This is a genomic window from Amycolatopsis sp. CA-128772, from assembly GCF_002904295.1.
Lineage (GTDB): Bacteria > Actinomycetota > Actinomycetes > Mycobacteriales > Pseudonocardiaceae > Amycolatopsis.
The window spans coordinates 1-25,718 of the sequence record NZ_PPHG01000052.1 but is presented as its reverse complement, the minus strand read 5'-3'; the positions used below and the strand labels follow the sequence as shown (position 1 = coordinate 25,718).

Here is a 25,718-nt window from a genome sequence, read left to right as displayed (position 1 = left end):
GCCAAACGCGTGTCCGGATGATTACAGTTCCCTCCCTGGGAGCGCTCCCACTCACCTCTGGCTCGACGACGAGGAGATGGCGAATGCGGGCAAGAAAATTCCGGAACGGCCTGGTGCTGCTGGCCGCAGCGGCGCTCGGGGTGACGGCGGGTTCCGTGCCCGCGTCCGCCGCCGACTACGAGCGGCTGCTCAACGGCACCTTCGCCGGCGGCACCATCGACCCGTGGTGGGCCGGGGCCGGGACCACCGGCCGCGTCACCGGCGGTGAGTTCTGCACCGACGTCGCCGGCGGCACGGCCAACGGCTACGACGCGCTGGTCGGCCAGAACGGCGTCCCCTTCGAGACCGGGCAGCAGTACACCCTGACGTTCGACGCGCACGCGACGACGACCCAGCAGATCTCCGCCGTCGCGGGGGAGGCCGTCTCGCCCTACCGGCAGATTTCGCGCACCGACCTGACCGTCACGCCGTCGACCCAGCACTTCACCGTCACCTTCACGTCCACTTTGGACTTCCCGAACGCGGGCAACGGGCAGCTGGCCTTCTGGTTCGGCGGCCAGGCCGCCGCCAACACCATCTGCCTGGACAACATCTCGCTGATCGGCGGGGTCGTCCCGCCCGGGGGCCTGCCCCCGGCCAGCGGCATCCGGGTGAACCAGGAAAGTTACCTGCCGGGCATGCCCAAGCGCGCCACCGTGATCAGCGACTCGGCCACGCCGCTGACGTGGACGCTGAAGAACGCCGCCGGCACCGCGGTGGCCACCGGCCAGACCCGCCCGCGCGGCGCGGACGTACCCTCCGGCGAGAACGTGCACGAGATCGACTTCTCCACCTACGACACGGCGGGCACCGGCTACACGCTCACCGTCGGCTCGGACACCAGTTTCCCCTTCGACATTTCCGCGGACGGGCTGAAGAAGCTGCGCTACGACTCGCTGGCGTTCTTCTACCACCAGCGCAGCGGCATCCCGATCGACGCCAAGTACGTCGGGGCGACCTACGCGCGCCCCGCCGGTCACCTCAACGTGGCGCCGAACCAGGGTGACAACAACGTGCCCTGCCGCTCGGACCTGAACTGCGGGTACACGCTCGACGTGCGCGGTGGCTGGTATGACGCCGGTGACCAGGGCAAGTACGTCGTCAACGGCGGCATCGCCGCGTGGGAACTGCTCGACGAGTACGAGCGCGCGCTGCGGGTCGGCGACGCAAGCGCGCTGGGCGACGGCAAGCTGGCGATCCCGGAGCAGGCCAACGGCGTGCCGGACATCCTCGACGAGGCGCGCTGGGAGGTCGACTTCCTGCTCGAGATGCAGGTGCCGGACGGCAAGCCGGACGCGGGCATGGTGCACCACAAGATCCACGACGCGCAGTGGACCGCCCTGCCCACCCGGCCCGACCAGGACAGCCAGCCCCGCCGGCTCTCCCCGCCGAGCACCGCGGCGACGCTGAACATGGCCGCGGTCGCGGCGCAGGCGTCGCGGCTGTGGCGGACCATCGACCCGGCGTACTCGGCGAAGCTGCTCGCGGCGGCCGAGAAGGCGTACGCCGCGGCGAAGGCCAACCCGAACAAGCTCGCCGATCCCAACGACGGCACCGGCGGTGGCACCTACAGCGACAACACCGTCAGCGACGAGTTCTACTGGGCGGCCGCGGAGCTGTACGCGACGACCGCGAAGAGCGCGTACCGCACCGACGTCACCGGCTCCCCGCTCTACCGCGGAGCGAGCTTCAACACCCACGGCTTCGATTGGGGCTCGACCGGCGCCCTCGGGGACATCACGCTCGCGCTGGTGCCCACCGACCTGCCGGCCGCCGACGTCGCGGCGATCAAGACCGCCATCACCACGACCGCCGACAGCCACCTGGCGCAGATGGCGGGCATGGGCTACCCGGCGCCGTACCGCACCGCGGACGGCACGTACGAGTGGGGATCCAACGGCCTGGTGGCCAACAACGGGGTGGTGCTCGCCCTCGCGTACGACTTCACCAAGCAGGCGAAGTACCGCGACGGCGCGTTCGAGGCCATGGACTACCTGCTGGGCCGCAACCCGGCGAACTACTCCTACGTCTCCGGCCACGGTGACCAGGCGGTGCAGAACGTGCACCACCGGTTCTGGGCGCACGAGCTCGACGCGTCCCTGCCGACCGCCCCGCCCGGTGCGTTGTCCGGCGGCCCGAACAGCGGCCTGCAGGACCCGACCGCGGCCCGGCTGCTGACCGGCTGCGCGCCCCAGCGCTGCTACGTCGACGACATCCAGGCGTACTCGGTGAACGAGGTCGCGATCAACTGGAACTCGGCGCTGGCCTGGCTGGCGAACTGGACCGCGGAGAAGTCGCCGTCGCCGGTCGACACGACCGGCCCGGCGGCGGCGGGCAAGCCGGCCGTGTCCGCGGTCTCCAGCACCGGGGCGACGGTGACCTGGGCGGCGTCCGCCGACCCGGAGAGCGGCGTCAAGAACTACGACGTGGTCAGCGTGACCGGCTCGGCCCGCACGGTCCTGGCCACCGTCACCGGGACGACCGCGACGCTGACCGGGCTCTCGCCGTCGACCGCGTACAACCTGGTCGTGGTGGCCCGCAACGGCGCCGGGCTCACCGGCCCGGATTCGGCGGCCACGCAGTTCACGACGCTGCCGGGCACCCCGGCCGGCGGCTGCGCGGTGACGTACACGGCGAACACGTGGGGCGGCGGCTTCACGGCCGCGGTGACCGTGACCAACACGGGGACCACGGCCTGGCCGACCTGGACGCTGAAGTTCCCGTTCCCGGGCACCCAGAAGGTGACCCAGGGCTGGTCGGCGACGTGGTCGCAGTCGGGCGCGGACGTCACGGCGACGGCGATGCCGTGGAACGCGTCGGTGGCGCCGGGCAAGTCCGTGTCGATCGGGTTCAACGGCAGCTACACGGGCAGCAACCCGGCGCCGACGGCCTTCGCGGTGAACGGCAAGGCTTGCGGGTGACGGCCGGACGGGTGGTTCCCCCGGCTCGATCGGCGGACCGCCCGGCCATCCGCTAGCGTCATGCAGTGCGGGCAGGCGCGCCTCCTCCCCCTCGGCGCACCTGCCCGCACTCTCTTGCCCGCGTGTCCGATTCGGACGGGCCCCAACGGACCCTGAGTTTCGCTGATTCCGAAGATATCGCGGTGGCCTTCCCTGCCAGGTGCCGTCAATCCTCGCCGGCAAAGGCGGAAGTGCTTCGGTGAGAACGGGAATCGACAATCGGAAGAATCGACGCGGGAGCTCGGTCAGGAATCGCTGCCGGGCAGTTCGACGAGCACGACGGTGATGTTGTCCGCACCGGACGCGTTCATCGCGGCGGCCCACAACGACTTGACCACCCGGGCCGGTCCGCCGGGGCCGCCGAGCAGTTCCTCGAGGGTTTCGTGACCGACCAGGTCGCTCAGCCCGTCCGAGCACAGGAGCAGCCGGTCGGCGCCGGCGAGCCGCCCCACGCGCGTCCGCAGCGGGGTGCCGTCGGTGCGTCCGCCGAGGCACCGGGACAACCCGCCGAGCGGCCCGCGGTCGTCGGTGGACACCTGGGCCAGGTAGCCGCCGCTTTCCAGGTAAACCCGCGAATCGCCGACGCCGAAGTGCGTGCCGCCCGCCGCGGTCAGCAGGACGCCGGCGACCGTGGTCCCCATCGGGGCGGCGGCCGGCTCGGCCCGGCCGGCCGCGACCAGGTCCGTGTCGATCTGCACCAGAGCCGCCTCGACGCCGGTTTCGTCCTGGGGCGCGGCGAACGCGAGCATGCGGACGGCGTGCGCGGAAGCGACCTCCCCGGCGGCGTGCCCGCCCATCCCGTCGGCGACGGCGATGACGACCGGCGACGACAGCGGGACTTCGTACGTGACGGGATCGGAAAAGCTGACGCCGCAGGCGGTGAAGGAGCCGACGACCACGGCGTCCTCGTTGGCTTCGCGCGCGGCACCGCGGTGCGTCAGCACGGTGACCCGGACGCGCGCCGCACCGGCCGCCGCTGTCACGACGGCCCGTCCGGCCCGAACTGCACCACGGCGACGACGTCGGAGGCGATGCGGAGCCGGTCGCCGTGCACCAGGGCGGCGGTCTCGCCGTCCGGCACCCGGGTGTTGTTGACGAACGTGCCGTTCGTCGAGTGTTCGTCCCGCACCCAGCCGCGCCCGTCGGTGCCGACGCCGACGCTCGCGTGGCGCCGGGAGACGTTGTCGTGCCGGGAGAACAGCGCCGCCACCGGCGAATGCCCCGGGTCCCGGCCCAGCAGGACCGAGCCGGGCTGCGGGACGTCGACGGCCTGCCCGGTGAACACCAGGCGCAGGGCCCCGCCGCCCGGCCGGCCCCGCGCTTCGGGCGGTGGGGACAGCGGTTCGAGGCACTCGACGCAGACGAGGTTCGCCGGATCGGGGACGTCGGCACCGCACGCCGGGCACCGGGCCGGCGCGGGACCGGCGGGCTGCTCCGGCGCGGCCTCACCGGCCGCCGCGGGCCGGGGTTCCTCCGCCTCGGCGAGCAACATGCCGCAGGTCTTGCACAGGGCCTCGTCGTCGGTGTTGTCGGTGTGGCACACCGGGCAGATCACGCCAGCCATGTGACGGCTTCCGAGGTGATGCCGCGCGCGGCCAGCCCGGCGCGCAGCCGGTCCAGGTCGCCGCGGCGCGGGATGCCGATCAGCCGGACGGCGTCCGCGTCCGAGGACAGCTGCATCGCGGGCGACGGCGCCGCCGCGGACCGGCCGTAGCGCTCGGCGCCCAGCGGGGTGAGGGGGACGATCTCCTGGTTGTCCGAACCACGCAGTTCCGTGCCGTGGTTGCGGTTCTCGACGTACGGTCCGGCCACCACCGCGTCACACCGGCTCAGCGCTTCGGCGCAGTCGGCGCGACCGGACAGGCGCGCGTGGGAGTAGCCGGAGAAGACGAGCAGGTCGGCCGGCCGGTCGCGGCCCCGGCGCCACTCGTCCAGCTCGCCGAGCAGGGCGGCGAGGGCGACCGGCTGCTGGAACGGTTCGCCGCCCGACACGGTGATCCCGTCGAGGGGACCGCCGAGCGAGTCGAGCCAGCGCACGACGGCCGCGGGTTCGACGTCCTCGCCCGCGCCGGGGTCCCAGGTGTCCCGGGAGGCGCAGCCGGCGCAGCCGATCGTGCAGCCCTGCAGCCAGATCCCGGCGCGGACGCCGTGCCCGAGGACGGTGAGGGGGTGGTGCATCCGGTTGATGCGGACCGCGGTCATACCAGCTCCAGTTCGACGTCCGGGCCGTGCCGGGAGACGCCGGCGATGGTGACCCGCGTGCCGGCCGCGTAGTTGCGGTCGAACAGCTCCCGGGCCAGCGGGTTGATCAGGAACGACTCCAGGGCGGTGCCGATGCCGCGGCCGCCGTTCGCCAGGTCCGCCGTGCACCACTCGCGGAGCCGGTCCCGGGCCGGCCCGGTGATGTCGACGGTCACGGCCTGCTCTTCGAGCACCCGCCGCAGGATGTTGTCGAGCTGCTGGCCGAAGATCTCGGCGGCGGCGCCGGGCGAGACGAACCCGAACACGACGATGTTGTCCCCGAACCGGTTCAGCAGCTCAGGGCGCGAGAGCGCGATCGTGAAGTGCTCGGCGATGGCCGCGCGGACCTTCGCCTCCAGCACCTCGTACGGCTCGTCCGGTGAGATGTTGGGTCCGCGCCTGCCGGTTTCGGGATCGACCGTGCTCACCCCGAGGTTCGAGGTGAAGATCAGCACGCACTCGGAGAAGTACGTGGTCGCGCCGCGGCCGTCGCTGAGCCGGCCGTCCTCCAGTATCTGCAGGAACTTGTCGAGGATCCGCGGGTGCGCCTTCTCGATCTCGTCGAAGAGGATCACCCGGAACGGCTGGCGGCGCACGGCGTTGGTCAGCTCGCCGCCCACCTCGTACCCGACGTAGCCGGGCGGCGCGCCGATCAGCCGGTCACCGGAGTGCTCCGCGGAGAACTCGCTCATGTCGAACCGGAGGTAGGCGCTCTCGTCGCCGAACACGAGTGAGGCCACGGCTTTCGCCAGCTCCGTCTTGCCGACGCCGGTCGGCCCGGCGAAGAACAGCACGCCGCGCGGCCGGTTCGAGGACACCCTCGCCTGGGCCCCGGACAGGCCGAGCGCGGCGCGCTTGAGGATGTCCAGGGTCTTGCGGACCGGGTGCTCCTGGCCGATGACCTTCTCCGAGACGCTCTTCTCGCCGTCCGCAATCCGCTTGTGCAGGAAGCTGCGCCGCCACGGGTTGTCCAGGACGCCGAGCTTGTACACCCGCACGGCGTCCGGGAGGTCGGACAGCCGGAGCCCGCGGTCGCGGGCCAGCCGCGTCACGCCGGACATGTCCCGCAGCGTCAGTCCTTCCGAACGTTCGGCGAACGCGTGGTACCGCTCGGCCGCGTCCGGGTCGCCGGTGCCGCCCAGCGACGGGCCGAGCAGCCGGGCGGTGTCTTCGCGGTCACCGAGGTCCGGGCGCGGGAGACCGATCACCCGGAACCGCTCGTTCTCCGCGGTCAGCCAGACCGGCAGGTCGAGTTCGCGGTCGACGAGCCACAGGATCGGGTTGTACAGCGGGCTCGGCCGGTGCTCCGGCCCGGGCCCGGGCGCGGCGGTGCGCGAAAGCTTGAGGCAGAACAGGAAGAAGTCGCGCTCGGCGGCGTCCAGCCGGGACACGTCGACGGCGAGCCGCGAGCCGTAGTCGATCAGGCACGCCGCCCGTCCCTTGCGGGGATCGGTGACCGCGGCGAGGTACCGCGGCAACCGCTCCAGGGACGGCGGCTGGCCCTTCGCGACGTCTTCCCCGAGCACCCGGCGGGCCGCCTCCGCGGCCCGCCGTCCGCGGTCGTCGTCGGTCGACGGGTACACGGACAGGCCGTCGACCTGGTCGTACACCAGGAGGAACTCGTAACCGCTGCGCTCGAACACCTGCCACAGCAGCTGCCGCAGCGGCACCAGCTGGGGTGTGCGCCCGGGTGAGCGCCGCAGGAAGACGTCCCGGATGTTGTCGTGCAGGACGTACTGGGCGTGGACGGCGAGCGTCGAGTCGATCTCGCGGACGAACGCGGGCAGTTCCGGGCCGGTCACCGGTCACGCTCCCGCCGCCGCTGCTCGCGGGTGGACACCGGGTGGGCGGGCTCGGCGCGCTTGGCCACCGGGACCACCCGTTCGCCGGGCGGCACCAGGTGCCGTTCCACGACGTGCAGGCCCGAGCCGTCGAGCGCGGTGCGGAGCTTGCCGAGGTCGTCGCACCACTGTTCCTCCCGTTCGACGTCTTCACGGCGGGCGTCGGCACCCGGCCGGTCTTCGAGGCGGATGACCGCGGCCCGCACCTCGTCTTCGTTGATCACGAGCTGCACGGCGTGCTGCTGCCAGTCCCGGCGGACCAGCCGCAGCCGGTCCGGGTGGCCGGTCACGGTCGAGAAGCCCTCGTCGACGGTGTAGCCCTGGCCGGCCAGGGTGTCCGCCACGGACGCCCGCACGTAGCCGTGTTCGAGCTCGCGGCGGACGGCCTCGGCGGCCTGTGCGGCCCGGGCCCGCAACCCGGCGTCGAGCGGCCGCTGGGCCGCCACCACCGACGCCAGTTCGGTGCGCACCGCGGCCAGGGCCGGCTCGCCGGCGCCGGCCGGGATCGCCTGCAGCAGCCGGGCCGCCGAAATCGCGTCGGCCCGGCGGGTGCGGGCCCGCGCGTCGGCCCGCTGGACCCGCAGCCGCAGCTCCTCCAGCAACGTGCCCGGATCGACGTCCGGCCGGGGCACGGCGACCTGTGCGGCGGCCGCGAGCACCTTCGCGCGTTCTTCGGCGGTGGCGTCGGGCGTGAGCCGGCCGAGGATGCGGGTCACCGCCGCGAGCGCGGCGGGCGGCGTGGCACGCTTCCGCGCTGCCTGGCGTGCCATCGCCTCGTGGTACTTGTCGAACGCCTCCTGGGCGGTGACCGGCCGTTCGAGGTCGACGGTGTGCCGCAGCACCGACAGCACGGCGACTTCGGTGCGCTGCCGCAGTTCCCGCTCGCACCGCTCGAGCCGCGCCCGGGTCGCCGTGCACCAGCTCGCCAGTTCGGCGGGCGATTCCGCGCACGGCGTGAGCGGCTGCGGGAGCCCGGCCGCCAGATCGGCGGGGGCGTGGGTGCGCAGCACCTCGATCCGCGCGTTGAGGTCGATGACTCCGCGGGCGGCGGACTCCCAGGCCAGCAGCTCGGCGTGCCCGGCCTCCCACTCGGCCCGGTTCCGCTCGGCCCGGTCACCGATCCGGGTGAGCCCGGCGCCGAGCAGGTCCACGGACCGCGCGGCGACGAGCGCCCCGGCCTGGACACCCCGGGCGGCCAGCCAGACCGATCCGCCGACCACCGCCACCACCGCGACGCCGATCATGCCTTCGCCACTCATCGCGCACCTCCGTCCGTCTTCATCGGGTCATCGCCTCGTGGTGTTCGGCTTCGTGGGCCGCCGACCAGCGGCGGTAGCGGATGACCGCCCAGGTGACGTGCGCGATCGTGGCGGCGATCGCCGCGATCGGGGCCAGCCAGGGGACGAGGGCGAGGGCCACCAGGGTCAGGATGATCACGACGGTCCAGAAGCCCGGGGACCGGCGCAGCCTGCTGCCGGTCTGGCCCATCCCCACCTGGGACGCCTGCCACAGCGAATACCGCGGGTGGTAGTCGGCGGCCATCAGGTAGGCGAGGACCCACTCGGCCGCGAGGTGGGTCATCATCGCCACCGACACCAGCCCGAGCGCCGGGGTCTTCGCGGACAGCCCCACGACGAGCAGCCAGAGCACACCCAGCACCGCGGCCCCGCCGACGGCCCGGCCCACCGCCCCGGCGCGGCCGGCTTCCCGCTGCCGCTCGTGCCGGTCCCACCACTGCCGGCGGCCTTCTTCGATGCTCCGCACCCGATCCCGCTCGAGCACGATCCGCTGCGCCTCGGCCTGCGCGACGCCGGCGGCGAACAAGCCGGCGTAGGCGCGGACGGGCTCGCCGCCGACCCAGCGGAGCAGATCGGTGAACCAGCCGACCCGCTCCGGGAGCCGGCTCGCCCGGTCGGTGAGTTCGCGCAGCCAGTCGTCCCCGCACGGCGCCCCGGCCGCACGTTCGAGCATCGCGGCGCGCGCGACGGAACGGTGCTGCGTCGTGCGGAAGGCGTCCGCCAGCCGGGGATTGCGCTTCAGCGTCGCGACAGCCGTGCGGAGCCCGGCGACGGCGGTCGCCCACCGGGCGGCGACCTGGCCCAGCTCGGCGGCGCCCTCGAAGCCGGCGAGCACGTCCAGCAGGCGGCCGTCCCAGAGCTCGTCGACGATCTCCCGGGCGCGCTCGGTGCCGGCGTCCCCGTCCGGCCCGTCCTGCGCCCGCCTCGCCAGCTGACGCAGCTTCGCCGGGTCGATGTGGGCCCGGCGGTAGACCGGCGGCTGCCGGGGGTTGAGCCCGGCCAGCAGCCGGAGCAGCTTGACGTCCGGCTTTTCGGTGCTCTGCTCGAGGCGGCCGAGCAGGTCGAGGCGCGCTTCGACCACGCCGACCGGGTACTGGTCCGGGTTGTCGAACTGGTGCAGCCACTGGGTGAGCGCCGTCCACGACGGGCTGGGCGAAATCCCGTACCGGCTCGCCGCAAGCTTCCAGTTCCGGGCCAGCGCGACCGCGAGGCTCTCGGGATCGCGGAACCGGCGGCCCCCGAACTCGAATTCGGTCGCGTCGACGGGGACCCGCCGGTCGGGCACCTGGGGTGACCCGCCCGACAGCCAGTCCCGGACCTGCGTGCCGCTCCACCGCTTGGTGTCATCGGAGACGAGCAGACCGGCGCAGAGGCGGTTGAGCCGGGCGTCGGCGATCGCGTCGACCGGTACCGGCTTCGTCGCGACGAACTTGTGGATCACGAGGTCGTCGAGTCCGTGGAACGGCTGCTGCCCGGTCACCAGCTCGAGGACCACGATGCCGAGCGACCACCAGTCCAGCGCGGGCGAGACGTGCCCGGTCCACGCTTCCGGAGCGGCGTAGGCCGCGGTCCGCGCCACGCCGGTGAAGTGCGTGGTGCTGTCGAGCCGGCGGCTGAGGCCGAAGTCGGCCAGCACCAGCTCGACCACCGGGTTGCGGCCGCGGACGAGGATGTTCTCCGGCTTCAGGTCGCGGTGGGTGATCCGCTCCGCGTGCAGGGCCGCCAGGCCGTCGGCGAGCTGCCGCACGATCTCCGTGACGCTCTTGGTGTCGAAGGTGTGCTTCCCGGCGCCGGCGTCGCGCAGGCTCCCGCCCGGCAGGTACTCCATCAGCTCGAAGACCCGGCCGTCGGTCAGGGTCCCGGTTTCCACGATGCGCACGACGTGCTTCGACCGGATCGCGGCGAGCTGGGCCCACACGTCGGCGTCCGGCCGGATGTGCCGGTGGTAGACCTTGAGCACGAGTTCGGTGCCGGGGTGCGCGGAGTCGGTGACCTTGGCCAGCTGCGCCTCACCGCCGGCCGACGGCAGGGCCTCGAACCCGCCCAGCCGGGCGGCCAGCGCGGCCGGGAGCGCCTCGGCCGGCAACGCGGACCACGGCGGCGCCGGCGGGTCCGGTTCCCGCCGGGTGGCGTGGGGCGGCTCGCCGGGCGGGTCCTCGCGGCGGGTGGCGCCCGGCCCGGGCTCGGGCGGGTCCTCGCGGTGGGTGGCGCCCGGCCCGGGCTCGGGCGCGTCTTCGCGGCGGGTGGCGCCCGGCCCGGGCTCGGGCGCGTCTTCGCGGCGGGTGACATCGGGTTCGTGCCGGGTCGCGCCGGGCTCGCCGTGGTTCGCGTTCGGCTCGGCCATCCGATCCTTCCTCCGGCTCTCGCATTCGATCCGGCAGCTACCTGACGGACCGCGGACGGGCCCGTGCCGGGGCCACCGGGAATTGGCACCTTTCTGTCCGATAACGACTGTCCTCTGTCGATTGCAGTGCGTCAGAAAAACCCGTGTGACACGAATTGGCTATATCGCGAGCGGGCCGGTAACGGTATCCGGATCCGGAGCGAATGAACGGACGCGTTGCCCGCCGTGCGATCGCCCGGCCGGCCGTTCGACAGCACCAACCCGTTCCGGAGGACACACTGATGGCGAGCACCGAAAGGGTCACGACCGTGGTGGCACAGGCCCTGTTCCAGGTCGCCGCCGACGGCGCGGCTTCGGTGGTGGCGTCTTCGCTCGACGGCGCGTCGGCGGAGGAGGCGTGGCTCGGTTTCGTGCGTCCGCACCTGCGCTTCGCGGAGACGAACGGTGCTTTGACCTACGTGGTCTTCCCCGGCGGGTCCGCCGCGGTGCTGCGCCGGACCTGGGACCTGCAGCGCCCCGGTGTCGTCGAGACGCACGCCCTGATGGGTGCGGACGACGCGGTGACCGCGAAGCTCGCTTTGTCCACTGAGGACTGGAAGGGGCGTCCGGTGCAGCCGCCGGCCGACGGCCGGCTGCCGGCGCTGGGCGCCGGCGACCTGTGGGACCCGGACGCGGCGGAACGGTTCCGGGCCCGGGCGCTGGCGCAGGCCGACCTGCTCGCCCACTCCCTCGCCTGGCTGCTGCAGTCGCCGGCCACGCCGATCGGTTTCGTCGGGTGCCCGGCCGCCGACCGGACCGCGATCCTGTGGGCCTTGCGCGAAATCGCCGCGAACGAACTGCCGAAACGCACGTGGACTTTCGCCACGCACGCCGGTGCGGCGGGCAGCGGGCTCGATATCGTCTTTTTCGACTCGCCGCCCCAGCGGGTCGCCACCGCGGAAATGATCGTCATCGATCTGGATCGCGGACAGGGCGCGAGCCCGCAAAACGAATACCGGGCCAATGCGCTGGTGTACCGCTACGAGTACGGCGTCGACCCACCGGGAGTCGGCGGCGCGTCCGCCGTGCCGGCCCCGCCCGCCACGGTGCCCGACGTGGCGGCCATGGTGCCGGCTTCGCCGGCCCGGTCCACCTTGACCTTCGCACGCTGGACGCAGCTCGTCCGCGGGTTGTCGGACGCTCGTGACGCCCGGGCGGTCGACGGCGCGCTGGTGGAGCTCGAGTTCGCGGTCGCCAACGTCGACGACCGCGACGACGTGCGGAAGGCGCTCGAGAACGAAGGCTGGGCGGCCACGGCCATCCGGCGGCGCGTCCCGGCGGAACTGCGGGAGGCGATCTTCGACCGGGTCGTCCAGGTGGCGTTCGGAGCCACCGGGCCGAGCCGGGTGACCGCGTCCGCTCGCGAAGACAAGCGCCGCCTCGCGGAGACCTCGCACGTCACCGACATCGTCCGGGCCGTCGCCCGCGCGGATGCCGGCGGCGAGCTGGCCGACGTGCTCGCCAAGCGGTGGCTGACCGAGCAGGCGACGGCCGGGTCACCGGAGCGGGCCGGGCCCGGCCGGTTCACCCGCATCACCGGTCACGCCGGCCCGGTGCGGGTGCGCCGGTTCGTCCTGGCGACGGTCCTGCTGCTGGCCGTGGTCCTCGGCGTCTTCGCGCGTGGTGTGCTGTGGTGACCGGCACGGACGTGGCCGCCGGCCAGCTCGGCCGCCGGGGCGCCAAGCTGGGCTCCGGCGGGCAGGCGCACATCCACGAACTGCCGGAGTTCAGCCTGCCGGACGTGCCGGGCCCGCTGGTGTACAAGCAGTACAAGCCTGGCAAGGCGCCGAAGCACGGGATGGGCGCCATCATCAACCTGCGCTCCCGGCTCGCTTCGGAACCCGCCAAGCTCGCCCGCCTCGACATCGCGACCACCTGGCCGGTGCGGCAGGTGGTCGACGACGACGGCGCGGTCCTCGGCCTGATCCTCCGCCGGATCCCGGAGTCCTTCATCGAGCACGTCCGGTTGCCGAGCGGCGACGTCGGGATCAAGCCGCGAGAGGCCCAGTTCCTCTTCATCCCGCCGGACCGGGCGCTGCGCCTCGGCACCCCGGCCCCGAGCCCGGCCGAACGGCTGACCGTCTGCCGGGACTTCGCCGCCACGCTCGCCTTCCTCCACGGCGAGCTGGGGGTGGCGTTCGGGGACGTCAACGCGCGCAACGCGGTGTTCCGCCTCGGGGCGGACCCGACGGTGATGTTCGTCGACTGCGACGCCGTCCGGAAGGTCAGCGAGGTCGCGCGGCAGCTCAACGCGCCGGACTGGGAGCCGCCCGAAGGCCCCGACGTGCTGAACCGGGCGACCGATCTCTACAAGCTCGGCCTGTTCGTCCTGCGGTGCCTGACCCCGGGGCCTTTCAGCTCCGTCAACCGGGACCCCGGCGAGGCCGATGCCGTGCTGGACGCCGCCGGCCGGACGCTGCTCGCCGCGGCGCTGCAGGACGATCCCGCCGGGCGCCCGTCCGCCGGGGACTGGGAACGCTACCTGCGCCACGCGCTCGGGGAGCCGCTCGGACCGCCGACCCTCGACCGGGTCGCCCCCGACCGCACGATCGTCGCGGCCGGCGAGCCGCTCACGATCAGCTGGACGGCGGGGGAGGCGGCCACGGTCGAGGCGACCGGCGCGGGGATCGCGGCCACCTCGGTGCCCGGTACGGCGGGGACGGGCACGATCGCCCTCCGGCCGGCCCGGACCGGCCGGATCGCGGTGACCGCCCGCAACCGGCTGGGCTCGGTCACGGTGCTGACCGAGCCGGTCGCCGTCTTCGACGTCCCGTCGTTCGACGACCTGCCGGTGTTGATGCCGCGGCTGGACCTGCCCCGGCTCGCCCCGGCGCAGCTGCCCGCCGTGGGCCGGGTCCTGCCGGAGTTCCCCCGCGGCGCGCCGGTGCCGCTGCCGCCGATGGCGCACGCGGTCGCCGCGTGGACCGAACCGGATTTCCCGGTGACTCCGGTGCCGGTGGTCCTGCCCGTCCCGCCGCCGGTCCTCGGGCCCGTCCCGCCGGACCTGACGACGTTCTTCGCCGCGCCCGCCGCCGTCGAAGACCCTGCTGCCGATCAGGAAGTGCACCCATGACCAGTCCAGAGCGGCGCCTTCGTCACCCGCTGGCCCGCCTCGCGGGGGCACAGCCGGACGTGCTCGCCCGGGCGAAGACCGACCGGGTCAAGTACACCGCGATGGGCGGTGTGCTGCTCACGACCGCCGCGGTCGCCGGCGTCTCCGCCGCGTTCGCGCTCGTCAGCACCCTCAAGCTGCCCACCCCGGTCGCCGCGGTGATCGGGGCGCTCTGGGCGGTGGTCATCCTGAACCTCGACCGGATGCTGATCGTCAACATCCGGCGCCAGAGCGGCTGGGTGCGCAACCTCGGCGCCGCCGTGCCGCGGATCCTGCTCGCCGTGGTGATCGGTTCCGTCGTCTCGGTGCCCCTCGTGCTGAAGATCTTCGACCCGGAGATCACCAACGAGATGCAGGTGATGCACTCGGACAACCTGATCGCCGCGCAGAAGACGCTGACCGAGCAGTTCGCCGACATCGACGTGATGCAGAAGAAGGCCGACGAGCTCCAGGCCGTGGCATCCGGGCGCAGCCAGCCCAGCGTGAGCGGGGACCCCGACGTCGTGGCCGCGCAGAAGCGGGTCACCGACGCGCAGGCGGCCTACGACAAGGCCGCGGCCGAAGCCCAGTGCGAGCTGGTGGGCAGCTGCGGCACCCACCGGCCCGGGGTCGGCGAGGCGTACCTGCAGGCGAAGGCGAAGGCGGACCGAGCGAAAGCCGACCTGGACGCGGCCAACACGCAGCTGAACGACGCGACGGCCGAGGCGCAGAGCCGGATCGCCGGCGGGGCGGCGTCGAACGCGGACGCGGCCAAAGCCGAACTCACCACCCTCGTTCCCCGGCTCGAGGAGCGCAAGAAGGAACGCACCGAGGCCCAAGCCCGGCTGGACCGCGGCGAACTCGGCAGCGAGGGCCTGCTCGCCCGGCTGGAAGCACTGGACCGGCTGACCGCGGGCAACTCGCAGATGGAACTGGCCAGCCTGGCGCTCACCCTGCTGTTCCTGCTGATCGAGGTGCTGCCGGTGGTGGTCAAGCTCCTGACGCTCGTCGGCGAGCCGACGCTGTACGACCGGCTGCTCGCCAAGGAGGAAGACGTCCTCGAGAGACGTGCTACCGACCGCACCGACCTGATGCTGGAAGTCGAGGAAGACCTCCGAAACCAGCAGATCGCGCAGGCGAAGGCGGCCAACCGGCTGCTGGTCGAGCAGCAGGCCGCGATCGCGAAGGCGGCGATCGAGACCTGGGGCCTGATCGCGAAGAGCCGCAGTGACGCCGAGCTGGAGCGGTGGTACCAGGAGCACTCCGGGGCCGCGGAGCCGGCTGCGCCGCCGGTCCTGCCGATGAGCATGACCGTGCCCGTCCGGCCGGTGGCGGTGTCGCCGGCCACCGAACCCGTCGCGACCCCGCCGGCCGCGCCCGCCGAACCCGTCACGATGCCGTTGGCCGTGGCTGCCGGACCCGCGCGGCACCGGGTGGGCGCGGGACAGACCTACCGGCAGTTCAAGGCGAGCGCGGGCGTGCCCGTGAACGCCGTGCCGCACAACGGGACGGCCGTCCCGCACTCCTGAACCGGAAAGGAAGACCGCTGTGGAAGCCAAAGGGGCGAAGCTGCTCCCGTTCTACATCGTCATCGACGCGTCCTACTCGATGTCGGGCCGGAAGATCCGCTCCGCCAACGAAATCATCAAAAAGGTCCGTGACGCGCTGGCCCAGGACCCGATCCTGGCCGACAAGGTCCGGATCGGGCTGGTGGACTTCGCCGACGACGCCCGGGTGCAGCTGGAGCTGTGCGACGTCCTGGAGCCGAGCCTGTCGATGCCGGTCCTCGAGCCGCGCGGCGGCACGTCCTACGTGGCCGCGTTCCGGCTGCTGCGTTCGACGATCGCCGCGAACATCAAGCTGCTCAAGGGCGACGGCTTCAAGGTGCACCGGCCGGCCGTGTTCTTCCTGTCGGACGGCGCGCCCACCGACCCGGTGCCCGAGTGGAAGGCCGCATTCGCCGACCTCGTCGGGGACGAGGCCTACCCGAACGTCATCACCTTCGGCGTCGACGACGCCGACGCGCACGTCCTGCAGTCGCTGATCCACCCGTCGACCGGCAGCAAGCAGATGCGCATGTACCTGATGGACAACGGCGAGGACGCGGCCAAGGCGATCACCGCCATGGCCGAGATCATGATTTCCAGCGTGCTCCAGTCCGGGCACAGCCTGTCCCAGGGCGAAACGGGGATCGTGCTGCCCGACGAGGCGGAGCTGCCCTCGGGCATCACCTCGCACGCCGCGGCCGACGACGACTTCGTGTGATGACCGGACCGGACGGGGTGACCGCGGTGGAACCGGACGCGGTCCCGGAAGACGACGAAGCGCCGGGGACGGCGGACCCGGTCTGGCGCGGGGAGTTCCGGTTCACGCCGTTCGAGGTCGGCGACCCGGGCCGGGCGGCCGCCGCACCGTCCTATCCGGACCGGGAGCACTGGGACCGCCCCGACACGGTCGTCGACGGCGTGGTGCTGGCCGGCGACGACGGCCGGCCGCCGCTGGTGCTCCGCGCGGCCAGCAGCCGCGGCCGCGGCCACCGGTTCCACGGCAAGGTGCGCCAGGACGCCTACGCCTTCCGGTGCGGCGGCCGGTTCGTGGTCACGGCGGTGGCCGACGGGCTCTCGAGCCGTCCGCTGTCGCACGTCGCCGCGGAAGTCGTCGCCCGGCACGGCTGCCACCTGGTCGCCAAGCAGCTCGAGACGGCGGCGCCCGAGGACCTGGACTGGCCGCAGATTCTCCGGGTGCTCGCCGCGAAGGTGCTCAGCGCGGGGCGGCGCGAGTTGCAGGGCGCCCCGCACCCGCGGGTCGTCGAGGCGGACGCGGAGGTGGCCCGGGAACTCGCGACCACCGTGCTGTTCGCCGTCGCCGACCTGCGGCCCGCCGATGGCGGCCACCCGGTGTCGGTGTTCGCCTACGGCGACTCGTCGGCCTGGGTGCTGCGTTCGGGCGCGCGCTGGGAGCCGCTGAACCGGGTGAAGGACGAGGGTGCCGTCGTGGCGGGCTCGGCCACCGACGCGCTCCCGTACCTGCCCACGCAGCCGCCCGGGGTCGTCCGGACTCAGCTCGCTCCCGGCGATGTGCTGGTGCTGCTGAGCGACGGGCTGGGCGATCCGCTCGACGACGGGACCGGCCCGGTGGCCGAGTTCCTCGCCGAGCACTGGCGGTGCCCGCCCGAACCGCTCGCCTTCGCCGCGCACGTCGACTTCGCCCGGCGGTCGCACGACGACGACCGCACCGCCGTGGCGCTCTGGCCGGACCCGGCCGGAGGCGGGTCGTGACCGGCTCGCCGCCTGCCGCGCGGGACCTGGCGCGGCAGGGGGAACTGGCCGGTTACGCCGCCCTGGCGTCCGAGGGGGAACGCAAGCTGCTGCGCGCCGACCTGTACGGGATCGTGCAGCCGGTCGTCTTCGGGCAGCTGACGAAGAAGCTGGAGCTGAACCGGGGCCACTTCCGGTGTGCGACGGCGGTTTCCTCGCTCGCGGACGAGTGCCTCGACCGGTTCCACGACGACATGGACGCCGTCCTCGACGACCTGTTCCGGAACGTCCGCGTGCCGGTGCACAACCTCGAGGGGTGGGTCCGGACACGGCTCACCGCGGTCACCGTCGACGCCTACCGCCGCCGTCGGGGCGCGCGCGGGGCCCTGCAACGGCCCCGCGTGCCCGCCTGGCTGGCCATGAAGCTCGGGGGCCGGCAGAGCCTGCTGGAACTCGCCGTCGACATGCTGGAGTTCGCGGGCCACGAAGTGGCCGCGGGCGCCGGGATCTGGCCCGTCGGCACGTGGGCGGCGCGCCGGGCGATGCGGACGGGCGGGGACTTCGAAGCCGCGCGGCGGGCGGTCGAGCGTGACGTGGACGCCGTGGTGGCGGCCATGCGCAGCCGGCCGCGGTGGTTCGACGACTACGTCGAAAGACCGCTGGGGCGCAAGCGGATCCCGCTGCCGCCGGCGGCACCGCCGGAGCTCGGCGAGCCGGCCGACCCCGCGCGTCATCAGGCGGCCGAGGCGGTGCTCACCGAGCTGGCCGGGGTGGCGGTGACCGCGATCGGGACCCGGCTGGCGCGCGGCGAGGACGCCCGGACCGTGGTGGTGGACGTCGTGCGCGCGGTGTTCGAAGAGCCGGCGGACGCGCGGATCGCCGCGCTGGCGGACCGGGCGTCGACCGACCGGCTCGTCGCGGCCGTCCTCGCGATCGTCGCCGGCCGGGGGAGCGCGCACGGCAGGCGAACCGCGTCCTGACGGCCGCGCGGCACGGAGGAGCAGGAGGAGCGCAGTGACCGGGACGCTCGAAGAGGACGCGGTGGTGCTGCGGTGCCAGGCGGCGGTGATCCGGGCGATCACCGACGGTGGCACGGAAAGCGACGTCGCCGACGTGGTCGCCGGCCTGTCCCGGCTGCGCGCGGACCACCCGCACCGGGCCCGGATCGCGGCGGCGATGCTCATGGCGCTGTTCCGGGGAAATACGGAAGCGGTCTCCGAACACGCGGCCCACGCCGGTGAACTGCTGCGGTTCGCCGAGGCCGATCCGCCCACCCACCCGGAGTGGGCGCGCGTGCGGACCTTCGCCCGGATGGGGGCCATGATGCACGCCGGCCTGCAGGGGCAGCTGACCGATCTGGCGCCCCTCGACGCGGAGCTGGGCACCCTCGGCGAACTCGCCGGGGACAACCCGGCGATCGCGCCGGCCCTCGGGTTCCTGCGGACGATGTCCGGGTTGCTGCGGGCCCTGCACGAGGGCGACGAGAGCGTGCTGCACCGGGCGCCCGCCGAGCTGGCCGGGCACATCGACGGGTTCCGGGACCGGCCGGAGTTCGCCCCGCTGCTGGCCGCGCTCGAACCCATGGTCCGCGCCTTCGCCGCGAACCAGCAGGGCGACCACGCCGGGATGCTCAGGTGGTACGACACCGCCGCACGCGCGGCCCGGGACCTGCCGGGCCACGACACCCTCCGGCAGGTGATGGCCGACACCGCGATCCGGATGGAACCGATGCGGGCCCTGGTGGGCGCAGCGCCGGGCGAAGGAGACGACCTGCTCGCGGCGGACCGGCTCGCCGAACTGGAGGCCATGGCCGAACGTCCCGGTGCCGCCGCCTTCGACCGTGCGGTGAGCCACCTCACGCTGGGTGGCGCCTACCTGCGGGGCAACCGGGAGACCGACGCCGGCCGCGTCGGCCTGGCGATCGGCCACCTGCGGAAGGCGCAGGCCCTGCTGCCGCCCGGGCACCCGCAGCACGCGTTCTGCCTGTACTCCGTAGCTGCCGGCCTGTTCCGGCAATCGGAACTGGCCGGCAACACCGACGGTCTCGACGAAGCCGACGAACTGCTGCAACGCGCACGGGCCGAACTCGACGGCCCGCAGCACCCGCACTGGGCCGCGGTCAACGACCTGCTCGGGCAGATCCGGGAGCGGACCGGGCAGCTGCAGGACGTGGAGGAGACCGGCCTGCTCGCCCAGCGCAGCTACGCCTGGCGCGTCCTGCTGGAATCCGACGCGGCCGGGGCGAAGATCACGATCCGCGACGCCGCCCGTGACGCCTTCGAGCTGGCGCGCCGGTGCCTGAAGGCGGACAACCTCGCGGCTGCGTTGCGCGCCCTCGACACCGGCCGGGGCCTGATGCTGTTCGCCGCGACCGAGCTCGCGAAGGTGCCGGCCCGTCTCGAAGCAGCTGGGCACGCGGAGCTGGCCCGGCGCTGGGAGACCGAAGGCGCCGATTCCGGTGGTCTCCGTCGCGAAGTGCTGTCGGTGCTCGCCGGGGGAACCGGGAGCCTGCTGGACCCGCCCGACGTCGGCGAAATCCGTGCCGCGCTCTCGAGCCTGGCCGCGGACGCGCTCGTCTACCTCGTCCCCGCCGAGCCGCCGTTGCCGGGACTGGCGCTCATCGCGCCGGCCGGCGGCCCGCTGGCGTGGATGGTCCTGCCCGAGCTTTCGGTGCGGGACGACGAGGGTGTGGAACGCTACCTGACGGCCCTCGCCGGCCGGTCGGCTCGGGACCTCTCGGCTCGGGACCTTTCGGCGGCGCCGGACGACGATGCGCTCGTCGAAAGCTTCGACCCGCTGTGCGACTGGGCGTGGGGCGCGGCGATGGGCCCGCTGCTGGAGGGGTACTTCGGGCCGCGCGCCGGCGGCCCGGTGCCCCGGATCGTGCTGATCCCGATGGGCGACCTGGCCCGCATCCCGTGGCAGGCCGCGCGGCGCGGGGACGGGGTGTACGCGGTCGAGCTGGCCGAGCTCTCGCAGGCGGTTTCCGCCCAGCTGCTGTGCGAAAACGCCGCGCGCGAACCGGTTGCGCTGTCCGCCGGGGGGCTGGTGGTCGGTGACCCGGACACCGGCGACCCCGAGCTCGACCTCGACGCCGCCGGGCTCGAGGCGTACACCGTCCGGCAGGCGTTCTACCGGGGTGCGCGCTACGTCGGCCGCCGGCCCAACGGGACGGTCAGCCCGTCCGGCCGCGGTACCGCGGACGAGGTCCGCCGGTGGCTCGCCGATCCCGGGCCCGGCGCGGGGGCGATGCTCCACCTCGCCTGCCACGGCTCGTTCGCCGCCGGGCTCGAGGACGCCGAGGCGTTCCTCCTGCTGGCGGCGGACGATCCGGCCGAAGCCGGCGGCGAGCTGTCCGCCGAGGAGATCCTGGAACTGCTCGTGGCCGCGCCGGAGCGCCGGGTCGGGTTGGTCGTCCTCGCCGCCTGCAACACCGGGCGGTCGGTGCACGGCTACGACGAGGCGTACAGCCTCGGCACCGCGTTCCTGACCGGCGGGGTCCGGTCGGTCCTGTCCACCCAGTGGAGCATCCCGGACGCGCAGACCCCGTCGCTGATGTACCTGTTCCACCACTACTGCCGCCGGGAGGGCCTGCCGCCCCGGCGGGCGTTGCGGCAGGCCCAGATGTGGATGCTCGACCCCGGGCGGGTGCCCCCGGCGGGCATGCCCGCGGAACTCCTGGCGGCAGTGCCGCACGGCGAACCGGCGCCGGTGGCCGCCTGGGCCGGCTTCCTCCACTTCGGACACTGACCGGGAAGGGACGAACCGTTGACCGAAGACACCGTGACGCGGCTGAAGGCCGAGCTGGCGAACCTGCGGGGCCCGGCCAGAGTGGCTCCCCTGACCCGACTCGCGCAGGCCCTCGCCCAGCAGTACTGGCGGACCGGGCCCGGCCTCCCGGCGGCCCGGCCCGACCTCGACGAGGCGATCGCCGCCCTGGAAGAGTGCCTCGAGCACCTGCGGGCCGGCGACAGCGTGCGCGGCCAGGTCGCCGCCCGGCTCGGCTGGCTGCTGGGTGCGCGGTACGGCACCCACACGCAGGACGAGCGGGACCGGGTGGCCGGCCTCGCGGCGCTGGCCGAGGCCCTGAGACCGCCGCACCTGAGCCAGGTCCACCGCGAGATGTGCCAGGTCCAGCAGGGACAGCTGTGGCTGGGCCGGGCGACCAAGCTGCTCCAGGCACCGGACATGGCGATGCAGCTCGTGGGCGGGGGTGTCGCCCCGGAGGTCCGGGCGGACGTCGACCGGGCGGCTGCCTGCTTCCGGCAGCTGCTCGCCGGCGGCCCGTCCTCGGCCGACCTGGCCCGGGGCGTCGAATCGCTGCTGGCCCTGGCCGAGATCCTGCAGACCATGGTCAGCGGCACCGGCGGGGCCGGCATCGACGTGCAGGCGATGATGGGGCTGATGACCAAGGTGCAGCGGCTGCAGGACCGGTTCCCGCAGCCGCCGGGGCCGGGCCGCCGCGGGTCGGACACGTTCTTCTCGTTCTCGGACATGAAGTCGCTCATGGAGATCGCACCGATCGACCGTCCGGTCGCCGTCGTCGTGGACACCGAGCCGGCGCCGGTTCCGGTCCCGGTCCCGGCGAAGCCGGCCTCGCCCCCACCGGCCGACGGTGACCGGTTGCGGCGCGCCCTGCACGAGAAGCTGGGCGGCGGCGAGCCGATCTGGGCCCGTGCCGCCGAGCTGCTCCGGCCGGACGCCCCCGGGCTCGGTGTCGACGTCGTCGACGAGCTCGTCGCGCTGGCCACGATGGTCGCCGACGGGCAAGCCACCGCCGCCGACCGGTTCGTCCTGGCCGTGACCCTGGCGCTGCGGGACCGGCTCGACGGCGACGGCGACCGGGCCGACGCGGTCGCCGGGGCCGAAAGCCTGCTGGCGGCGCTGCGCGAACTGCCCGCCGGGCACCCGGCCGGCCCGGCGATGCTGCTGTCCCTCGGGGCCTTCCTGGACGAAGAGCGCCCGTTCGGTGGTCCGCTGGAGGTCGTCGCGGGCGAGTTCGCCGACCGGGCCGACGCGGCGATCGCGGCCGGGATCGCCGACGCGGCGGACCTCGCAGCCCTGCACGCCCTACGGTGCCTCTGCCGCGCCGCCGAGGCCGTCGCCGAGTTCCGGCGGGCCGCGGTGCCCCCGGACTACCCGTGGCGGAACGTGCTGAAGGCCGCTGCGCAGGCGGCCGGATGAGCCCGGCGGGAGCGCGCCGGGCGCTGCTGATCGGCGCGCAGACCGGCCGGCTGGCCGGCGTCGGGCAGGATGTCGCGGCGATGGCCGGGGCGTTGGCCGGCTGGGGTTTCGGCAGCACCACGTGCGAGGGCGCGGAAGCGACCCGGGCCGGAATCCTTGCCGCCTACGCGCGGTTCATCGCCGGAACCGGCGAGGGGGACGCGGCCGTCGTGTACTACACCGGCCACGGCGGCCGCAGCGAGGCGCCGTCGGGCGGGGCGGTGCCGTTCATCGCGCCGGTCGACTACGCCGAGCCCACCCCGGACGACTTCCGGGGGATCACCTCGCTCGAGTTGTCGCTCCTGCTCCGGCAGCTGACCGCGAAGACGGACAACGTCACGGTCGTGCTCGACAGCTGCCACGCCGGGCACCTGTCCCGCGCGCCGGGAAAGGTCGTCAAGGCACGGCTCGCGCCGGTGCCGTACCGGACCATCGCCGCGCACCTCGACCGGTTGCGGCGCACCGAAGCAGGGCTCGACGGGTGGACGCCGGCCGGCAACCCGCACGCCGTGCGCATCGTGGCCTGTGCGCCGGAGCAGTCCGCGTACGAATACCTCAACGCCGACGGGGTCCGGACCGGGCTGCTGACCGACGCGCTGGTCCGGACCCTGGCCGAGGCCAGGGGCAGCGAGGTGGCGGTCTCGTGGGCGACGGTCGTCGACCGGGTGCGCCGGCGCGTGCTCGCGCAGCTGCCCGGCCAGCGGCCGGAGGCCGAGGGACCGGCGCGGCGGCTGCTGTTCGACGTGGCCGAGACCGACCCGGTCGCGACGCTGCCGGCCGCCGTGGTGGCGGGCCGGGTACGCTTGGGCGGCGCCGCGCTCCTCGGCGTCGTCCCCGGCGACGAGTTCGTCATCCTGGCCGGATCGGACGGCGGCCGGCGGCTCGGACAGGTGCGCGTCGACCGGGTCGACGCGGCGGCCGCCTGGGGCGAGCTGCGGCCCCCGGTGACGGCGCTGCCGATCGGCGCGCGGGCGCACCCGGTGCGCACGGCCGCGCCGGTGCTGCCGGTCCGGCTGGTGCCGTCCGGTTCGCACCCCCCTTCGCTTGTCCAAGCCATCGAGCTCGCCCCGCTGCTGCGCCTGGCCGGCCCCGGCGAGGAGTGCCCCGTCCAGGTCGCCCACGACGCCGGGGGCCTGACCGTGCGCGACGAATCCGGGCCGCTGCACCGGCCTCGCCCGGCCGGGGCGGAGGGGGTCCGGCAGGTGGTACGGGACCTGACCCGGCTGTCCCGGGCCCACGCGCTGCGTTGTCTCACCGAGGGACCGGGGGAGGCGCTGCCGCTGCCGGTGTCGATCGAGTTCGGGCGCGTCGAGGGCGGCCGGGCGGTGCCGCTGCCGCTCGCCGGTGCCGCACTCCCCGTGGACCAGCCGGTCTACGTCCGCGTGCGCAACGAAAGCCCGGACCCGGTCTACGTCTCCCTGCTCGACATCGGCGTGGCCGCGGGAATCTCGGTCCTGAACCCGTCGTCCCCCAGCGGCGTCCGCCTCACCCGCGGCGGCCGGTACACCTTCGGCGGCAACGACCTGACCGGCACGCTGAAGGGCGTGCCGTTGAGCTGGCCCACCGCCCTCCCCCGCGGCGGCCCCCGCCCGGAGACGATCGTCGTGCTGGCAACGGCCGAACCGGTGGACAGCCGCATCCTCGAGCAGAACGGCATCCGGTCGGCCCTGAGCCGCGGTCTCCGCCCGGCGAGGGGCTCGAGTTCCCAGGGCGACGCGGTGGCCTTCGCGGTGCGCACCATCGATTTCGACCTCGTGCCCGCGCCGGCGCCGGACGGCGTCCGTTGCCCGGTCGAAGAAGTCACACCCGTCTGACCGAGGGAGGATCCGTGCGTTCATCGCCGGGGAAGGGAATGGCGGCCAGTGTTCCGCTGTTCCTCGACATCGAAGTCAAATCGGTCGATCTGGCGCCGGACGGCATCGAGATCGGCCTGATCCGGTTCTCCGGCTGGCAGCTGCACCGGATCGATCCGCTGCCGGCCGGCTTCGAAGGACACGCGGCCCACCTTGTCCGCGTGAACTACGAATTCGACGTGCCGGCGGGAGAAACACCGCCGGCTTGGGCGGAGGTGCAATTCGCGTTCGACGCCGCTGACGTGATGGTGGTCGACGCGATCCCGCGCACGGTCACAGCGGCCGAGCCGGCGCACACCTACCAGCTGACCGGGCAGCTCAACTTCGTCCCCGCCAACGACCGTTCCCGATGGGCGGCTGACGCGAGCGAAGCCAACGTCGCGCTGCCTGCCGTCCAGCCGGACGTGGCCTGCTTCGGTCTGGGAAGCGCGCGGGTGCGGTGGCGGCATTCCGGCGGGGTCCACGCCGGGACGCACACCGCATGGCTGGTCCTGCTGACCCAGCCGGACCGGACCGACCTGCCGGTGCTGGCCGGCGGTGCCTACCACCTCGCGCCGGACGGCGAACTCGGCGTCCGCGCGAGCGGCAGGCCGGACGCGTTCACCGTCCGGCTCCCCGAAGCACCGGAACGGGACGTCCCGGCCACGACGGTGGCGGACGGTGCGCCTCGGGTGTTCGTCTCCTACGCGCAGGAATCCTTGGCGCACAGGAAGTCCGTCATGAAGCTGTGCACGCTCCTCGAGAGTGAAGGTGTCGACGTGCGGTTCGATCAGGACGGTCTGGACGGCCGCCGCAACTGGGACCAGTGGACCGCAACCCAGATCCTGCGCACGGACTACGTGATCGTCGTCGCGTCGCCGGCGTACCGCGCGGTGGGCAACGGCGAACTCACCGACCCGGCCCGCCACCGCGGTATCCGGTCGGAGTACAACCGGCTGGCCGACCTCCTGCACCGCGACCCCGACCAGTGGACGAAGAAGGTGCTGCCGGTCGTCCTGCCGGGCCGCTCGCCCGACGAGATCCCGCTGGCGTTCCTCCCCGCGATCGCCGACCACTACATCCTGTCCGCGTTCACCCGGGACGCGGCCGCGGAGCTGCTGACCGTCCTGTTCCGCGGCCCGCGGTGACCGGCCCGGCCGGCTGCCGCGAAGGGCAGCCGGCCGGGCCGGTGGAAATCAGTTGCAGGATGCGCCGTTCAAAGTCGGGGACTGGAACGGTGGGGTGCCGCCCGTGTAGTTGGCGTTGTAGCCCAGGGTTGCTGTTGCTCCTGTGCCCAGATTGCCGTTCCACGAGGTGTTCTCGACCTTGACCGTGTCGCCCGTGTCGGTCCAGGTTCCGTTCCAGCCCTGGGTGATCGTCACGCCCGGGGCCGAGAACGTCAGGGTCCACTGGGTGACCGGGGTGCCGCCGTTCTGGATGACTATCTCGCCCGTGTAGCCCGTCGGCCAGGAGCTGACCACCCGGTGGGTCACCTTGCACGTTCCCGGGACCTGCGTGGACGTGGTCGTCGTCGTGGTGGGCGTGGTCGGCGT

Annotated in this window: 18 protein-coding genes; 11 read left to right on the top strand and 7 right to left on the bottom strand. The window is 73.7% G+C overall.

Features of this window, described 5'->3' with window-relative positions; translation table 11 throughout:
* Positions 1-83 precede the first annotated feature (83 nt).
* Positions 84-2,960: a glycoside hydrolase family 9 protein gene (locus C2L59_RS18460; protein WP_199199134.1), complete on the top strand. Its 2,877-nt coding sequence runs from the start codon at positions 84-86 to the stop codon at positions 2,958-2,960.
* A gap of 284 nt (positions 2,961-3,244) precedes the next feature.
* Here C2L59_RS18460 and C2L59_RS18455 read toward each other — a convergent pair whose 3' ends face one another.
* Genes C2L59_RS18455 through C2L59_RS18430 form a run of 6 tightly spaced genes read right to left on the bottom strand, consistent with a single transcriptional unit; the run spans position 3,245 to position 10,723 of the window.
* Positions 3,245-3,982 (bottom strand): PP2C family serine/threonine-protein phosphatase, encoded by a 738-nt coding sequence (locus C2L59_RS18455; protein ID WP_103350740.1) that lies wholly within the window; start codon positions 3,980-3,982, stop codon positions 3,245-3,247.
* Positions 3,979-4,563 (bottom strand): FHA domain-containing protein, encoded by a 585-nt coding sequence (locus C2L59_RS18450; protein ID WP_103350739.1) that lies wholly within the window; start codon positions 4,561-4,563, stop codon positions 3,979-3,981. The genes C2L59_RS18455 and C2L59_RS18450 overlap by 4 nt, the downstream gene beginning before the upstream one ends.
* The gene (locus C2L59_RS18445; RefSeq protein ID WP_103350738.1) at positions 4,551-5,201 is read right to left on the bottom strand and encodes a 4Fe-4S single cluster domain-containing protein; all 651 of its coding nucleotides are present in this window, start codon (positions 5,199-5,201) and stop codon (positions 4,551-4,553) included. The genes C2L59_RS18450 and C2L59_RS18445 overlap by 13 nt, the downstream gene beginning before the upstream one ends.
* On the bottom strand, positions 5,198-7,042 hold the full coding sequence (locus C2L59_RS18440) for an AAA family ATPase (protein WP_103350737.1): 1,845 nt from the start codon (positions 7,040-7,042) through the stop codon (positions 5,198-5,200). Before C2L59_RS18440 ends, C2L59_RS18445 begins: the two co-directional genes overlap by 4 nt.
* Positions 7,039-8,340 carry a hypothetical protein gene (locus C2L59_RS18435; RefSeq protein WP_103350736.1) on the bottom strand — a complete coding sequence of 434 codons (1,302 nt, stop codon included), beginning with the start codon at positions 8,338-8,340 and terminating at the stop codon, positions 7,039-7,041. The genes C2L59_RS18440 and C2L59_RS18435 overlap by 4 nt, the downstream gene beginning before the upstream one ends.
* A 19-nt stretch (positions 8,341-8,359) precedes the next feature.
* On the bottom strand, positions 8,360-10,723 hold the full coding sequence (locus C2L59_RS18430) for a serine/threonine-protein kinase (protein WP_103350735.1): 2,364 nt from the start codon (positions 10,721-10,723) through the stop codon (positions 8,360-8,362).
* Between the two features lie 281 nt (positions 10,724-11,004).
* Here C2L59_RS18430 and C2L59_RS18425 point away from each other — a divergent pair, with 281 nt between their 5' ends.
* The 10 genes from C2L59_RS18425 to C2L59_RS18380 are packed head-to-tail and all read left to right on the top strand — an operon-like array spanning position 11,005 to position 25,313.
* Positions 11,005-12,399 (top strand): hypothetical protein, encoded by a 1,395-nt coding sequence (locus C2L59_RS18425; protein WP_103350734.1) that lies wholly within the window; start codon positions 11,005-11,007, stop codon positions 12,397-12,399.
* Positions 12,396-13,835 (top strand): hypothetical protein, encoded by a 1,440-nt coding sequence (locus C2L59_RS18420; protein WP_146060400.1) that lies wholly within the window; start codon positions 12,396-12,398, stop codon positions 13,833-13,835. Before C2L59_RS18425 ends, C2L59_RS18420 begins: the two co-directional genes overlap by 4 nt.
* The gene (locus C2L59_RS18415) at positions 13,832-15,382 is read left to right on the top strand and encodes a DUF4407 domain-containing protein (protein WP_103350732.1); all 1,551 of its coding nucleotides are present in this window, start codon (positions 13,832-13,834) and stop codon (positions 15,380-15,382) included. Before C2L59_RS18420 ends, C2L59_RS18415 begins: the two co-directional genes overlap by 4 nt.
* Positions 15,383-15,401: 19 nt before the next feature.
* The gene (locus C2L59_RS18410) at positions 15,402-16,118 is read left to right on the top strand and encodes a VWA domain-containing protein (RefSeq protein ID WP_103350731.1); all 717 of its coding nucleotides are present in this window, start codon (positions 15,402-15,404) and stop codon (positions 16,116-16,118) included.
* Positions 16,118-17,131, top strand: a complete 1,014-nt coding sequence (locus tag C2L59_RS18405; RefSeq protein ID WP_103350730.1) for a protein phosphatase 2C domain-containing protein — start codon at positions 16,118-16,120, stop codon at positions 17,129-17,131. The genes C2L59_RS18410 and C2L59_RS18405 overlap by 1 nt, the downstream gene beginning before the upstream one ends.
* Complete coding sequence (locus C2L59_RS18400; protein WP_103350729.1) at positions 17,128-18,090, top strand: hypothetical protein; 963 nt, start codon at positions 17,128-17,130, stop codon at positions 18,088-18,090. The genes C2L59_RS18405 and C2L59_RS18400 overlap by 4 nt, the downstream gene beginning before the upstream one ends.
* A gap of 34 nt (positions 18,091-18,124) precedes the next feature.
* Positions 18,125-20,860, top strand: coding sequence for a CHAT domain-containing protein (locus C2L59_RS18395; protein ID WP_103350728.1), 2,736 nt, complete (start codon positions 18,125-18,127; stop codon positions 20,858-20,860).
* A gap of 18 nt (positions 20,861-20,878) precedes the next feature.
* Positions 20,879-22,294, top strand: a complete 1,416-nt coding sequence (locus C2L59_RS18390; protein WP_103350727.1) for a hypothetical protein — start codon at positions 20,879-20,881, stop codon at positions 22,292-22,294.
* On the top strand, positions 22,291-24,147 hold the full coding sequence (locus C2L59_RS18385; RefSeq protein ID WP_103350726.1) for a caspase family protein: 1,857 nt from the start codon (positions 22,291-22,293) through the stop codon (positions 24,145-24,147). The genes C2L59_RS18390 and C2L59_RS18385 overlap by 4 nt, the downstream gene beginning before the upstream one ends.
* Before the next feature lie 14 nt (positions 24,148-24,161).
* The gene (locus C2L59_RS18380; protein WP_146060399.1) at positions 24,162-25,313 is read left to right on the top strand and encodes a toll/interleukin-1 receptor domain-containing protein; all 1,152 of its coding nucleotides are present in this window, start codon (positions 24,162-24,164) and stop codon (positions 25,311-25,313) included.
* A 48-nt stretch (positions 25,314-25,361) separates the two neighbouring features.
* Here C2L59_RS18380 and C2L59_RS18375 read toward each other — a convergent pair.
* The coding region (locus tag C2L59_RS18375) for a cellulose binding domain-containing protein (protein ID WP_199199133.1) at positions 25,362-25,718 on the bottom strand (357 nt) is incomplete at its 5' end.

What these genes read in the sequence shown, in the direction of transcription:
- C2L59_RS18415 (WP_103350732.1), top strand. Translation starts at nt 13,832, where the DNA reads ATGACCAGTCCAGAGCGGCGCCTTCGTCACCCGCTGGCCCGCCTCGCG.
- C2L59_RS18460 (WP_199199134.1), top strand. Translation starts at nt 84, where the DNA reads ATGCGGGCAAGAAAATTCCGGAACGGCCTGGTGCTGCTGGCCGCAGCG.
- C2L59_RS18425 (WP_103350734.1), top strand. Translation starts at nt 11,005, where the DNA reads ATGGCGAGCACCGAAAGGGTCACGACCGTGGTGGCACAGGCCCTGTTC.
- C2L59_RS18405 (WP_103350730.1), top strand. Translation starts at nt 16,118, where the DNA reads ATGACCGGACCGGACGGGGTGACCGCGGTGGAACCGGACGCGGTCCCG.
- C2L59_RS18430 (WP_103350735.1), bottom strand. Translation starts at nt 10,723, where the DNA reads ATGGCCGAGCCGAACGCGAACCACGGCGAGCCCGGCGCGACCCGGCAC.
- C2L59_RS18450 (WP_103350739.1), bottom strand. Translation starts at nt 4,563, where the DNA reads ATGGCTGGCGTGATCTGCCCGGTGTGCCACACCGACAACACCGACGAC.
- C2L59_RS18385 (WP_103350726.1), top strand. Translation starts at nt 22,291, where the DNA reads ATGAGCCCGGCGGGAGCGCGCCGGGCGCTGCTGATCGGCGCGCAGACC.
- C2L59_RS18435 (WP_103350736.1), bottom strand. Translation starts at nt 8,340, where the DNA reads ATGAGTGGCGAAGGCATGATCGGCGTCGCGGTGGTGGCGGTGGTCGGC.
- C2L59_RS18445 (WP_103350738.1), bottom strand. Translation starts at nt 5,201, where the DNA reads ATGACCGCGGTCCGCATCAACCGGATGCACCACCCCCTCACCGTCCTC.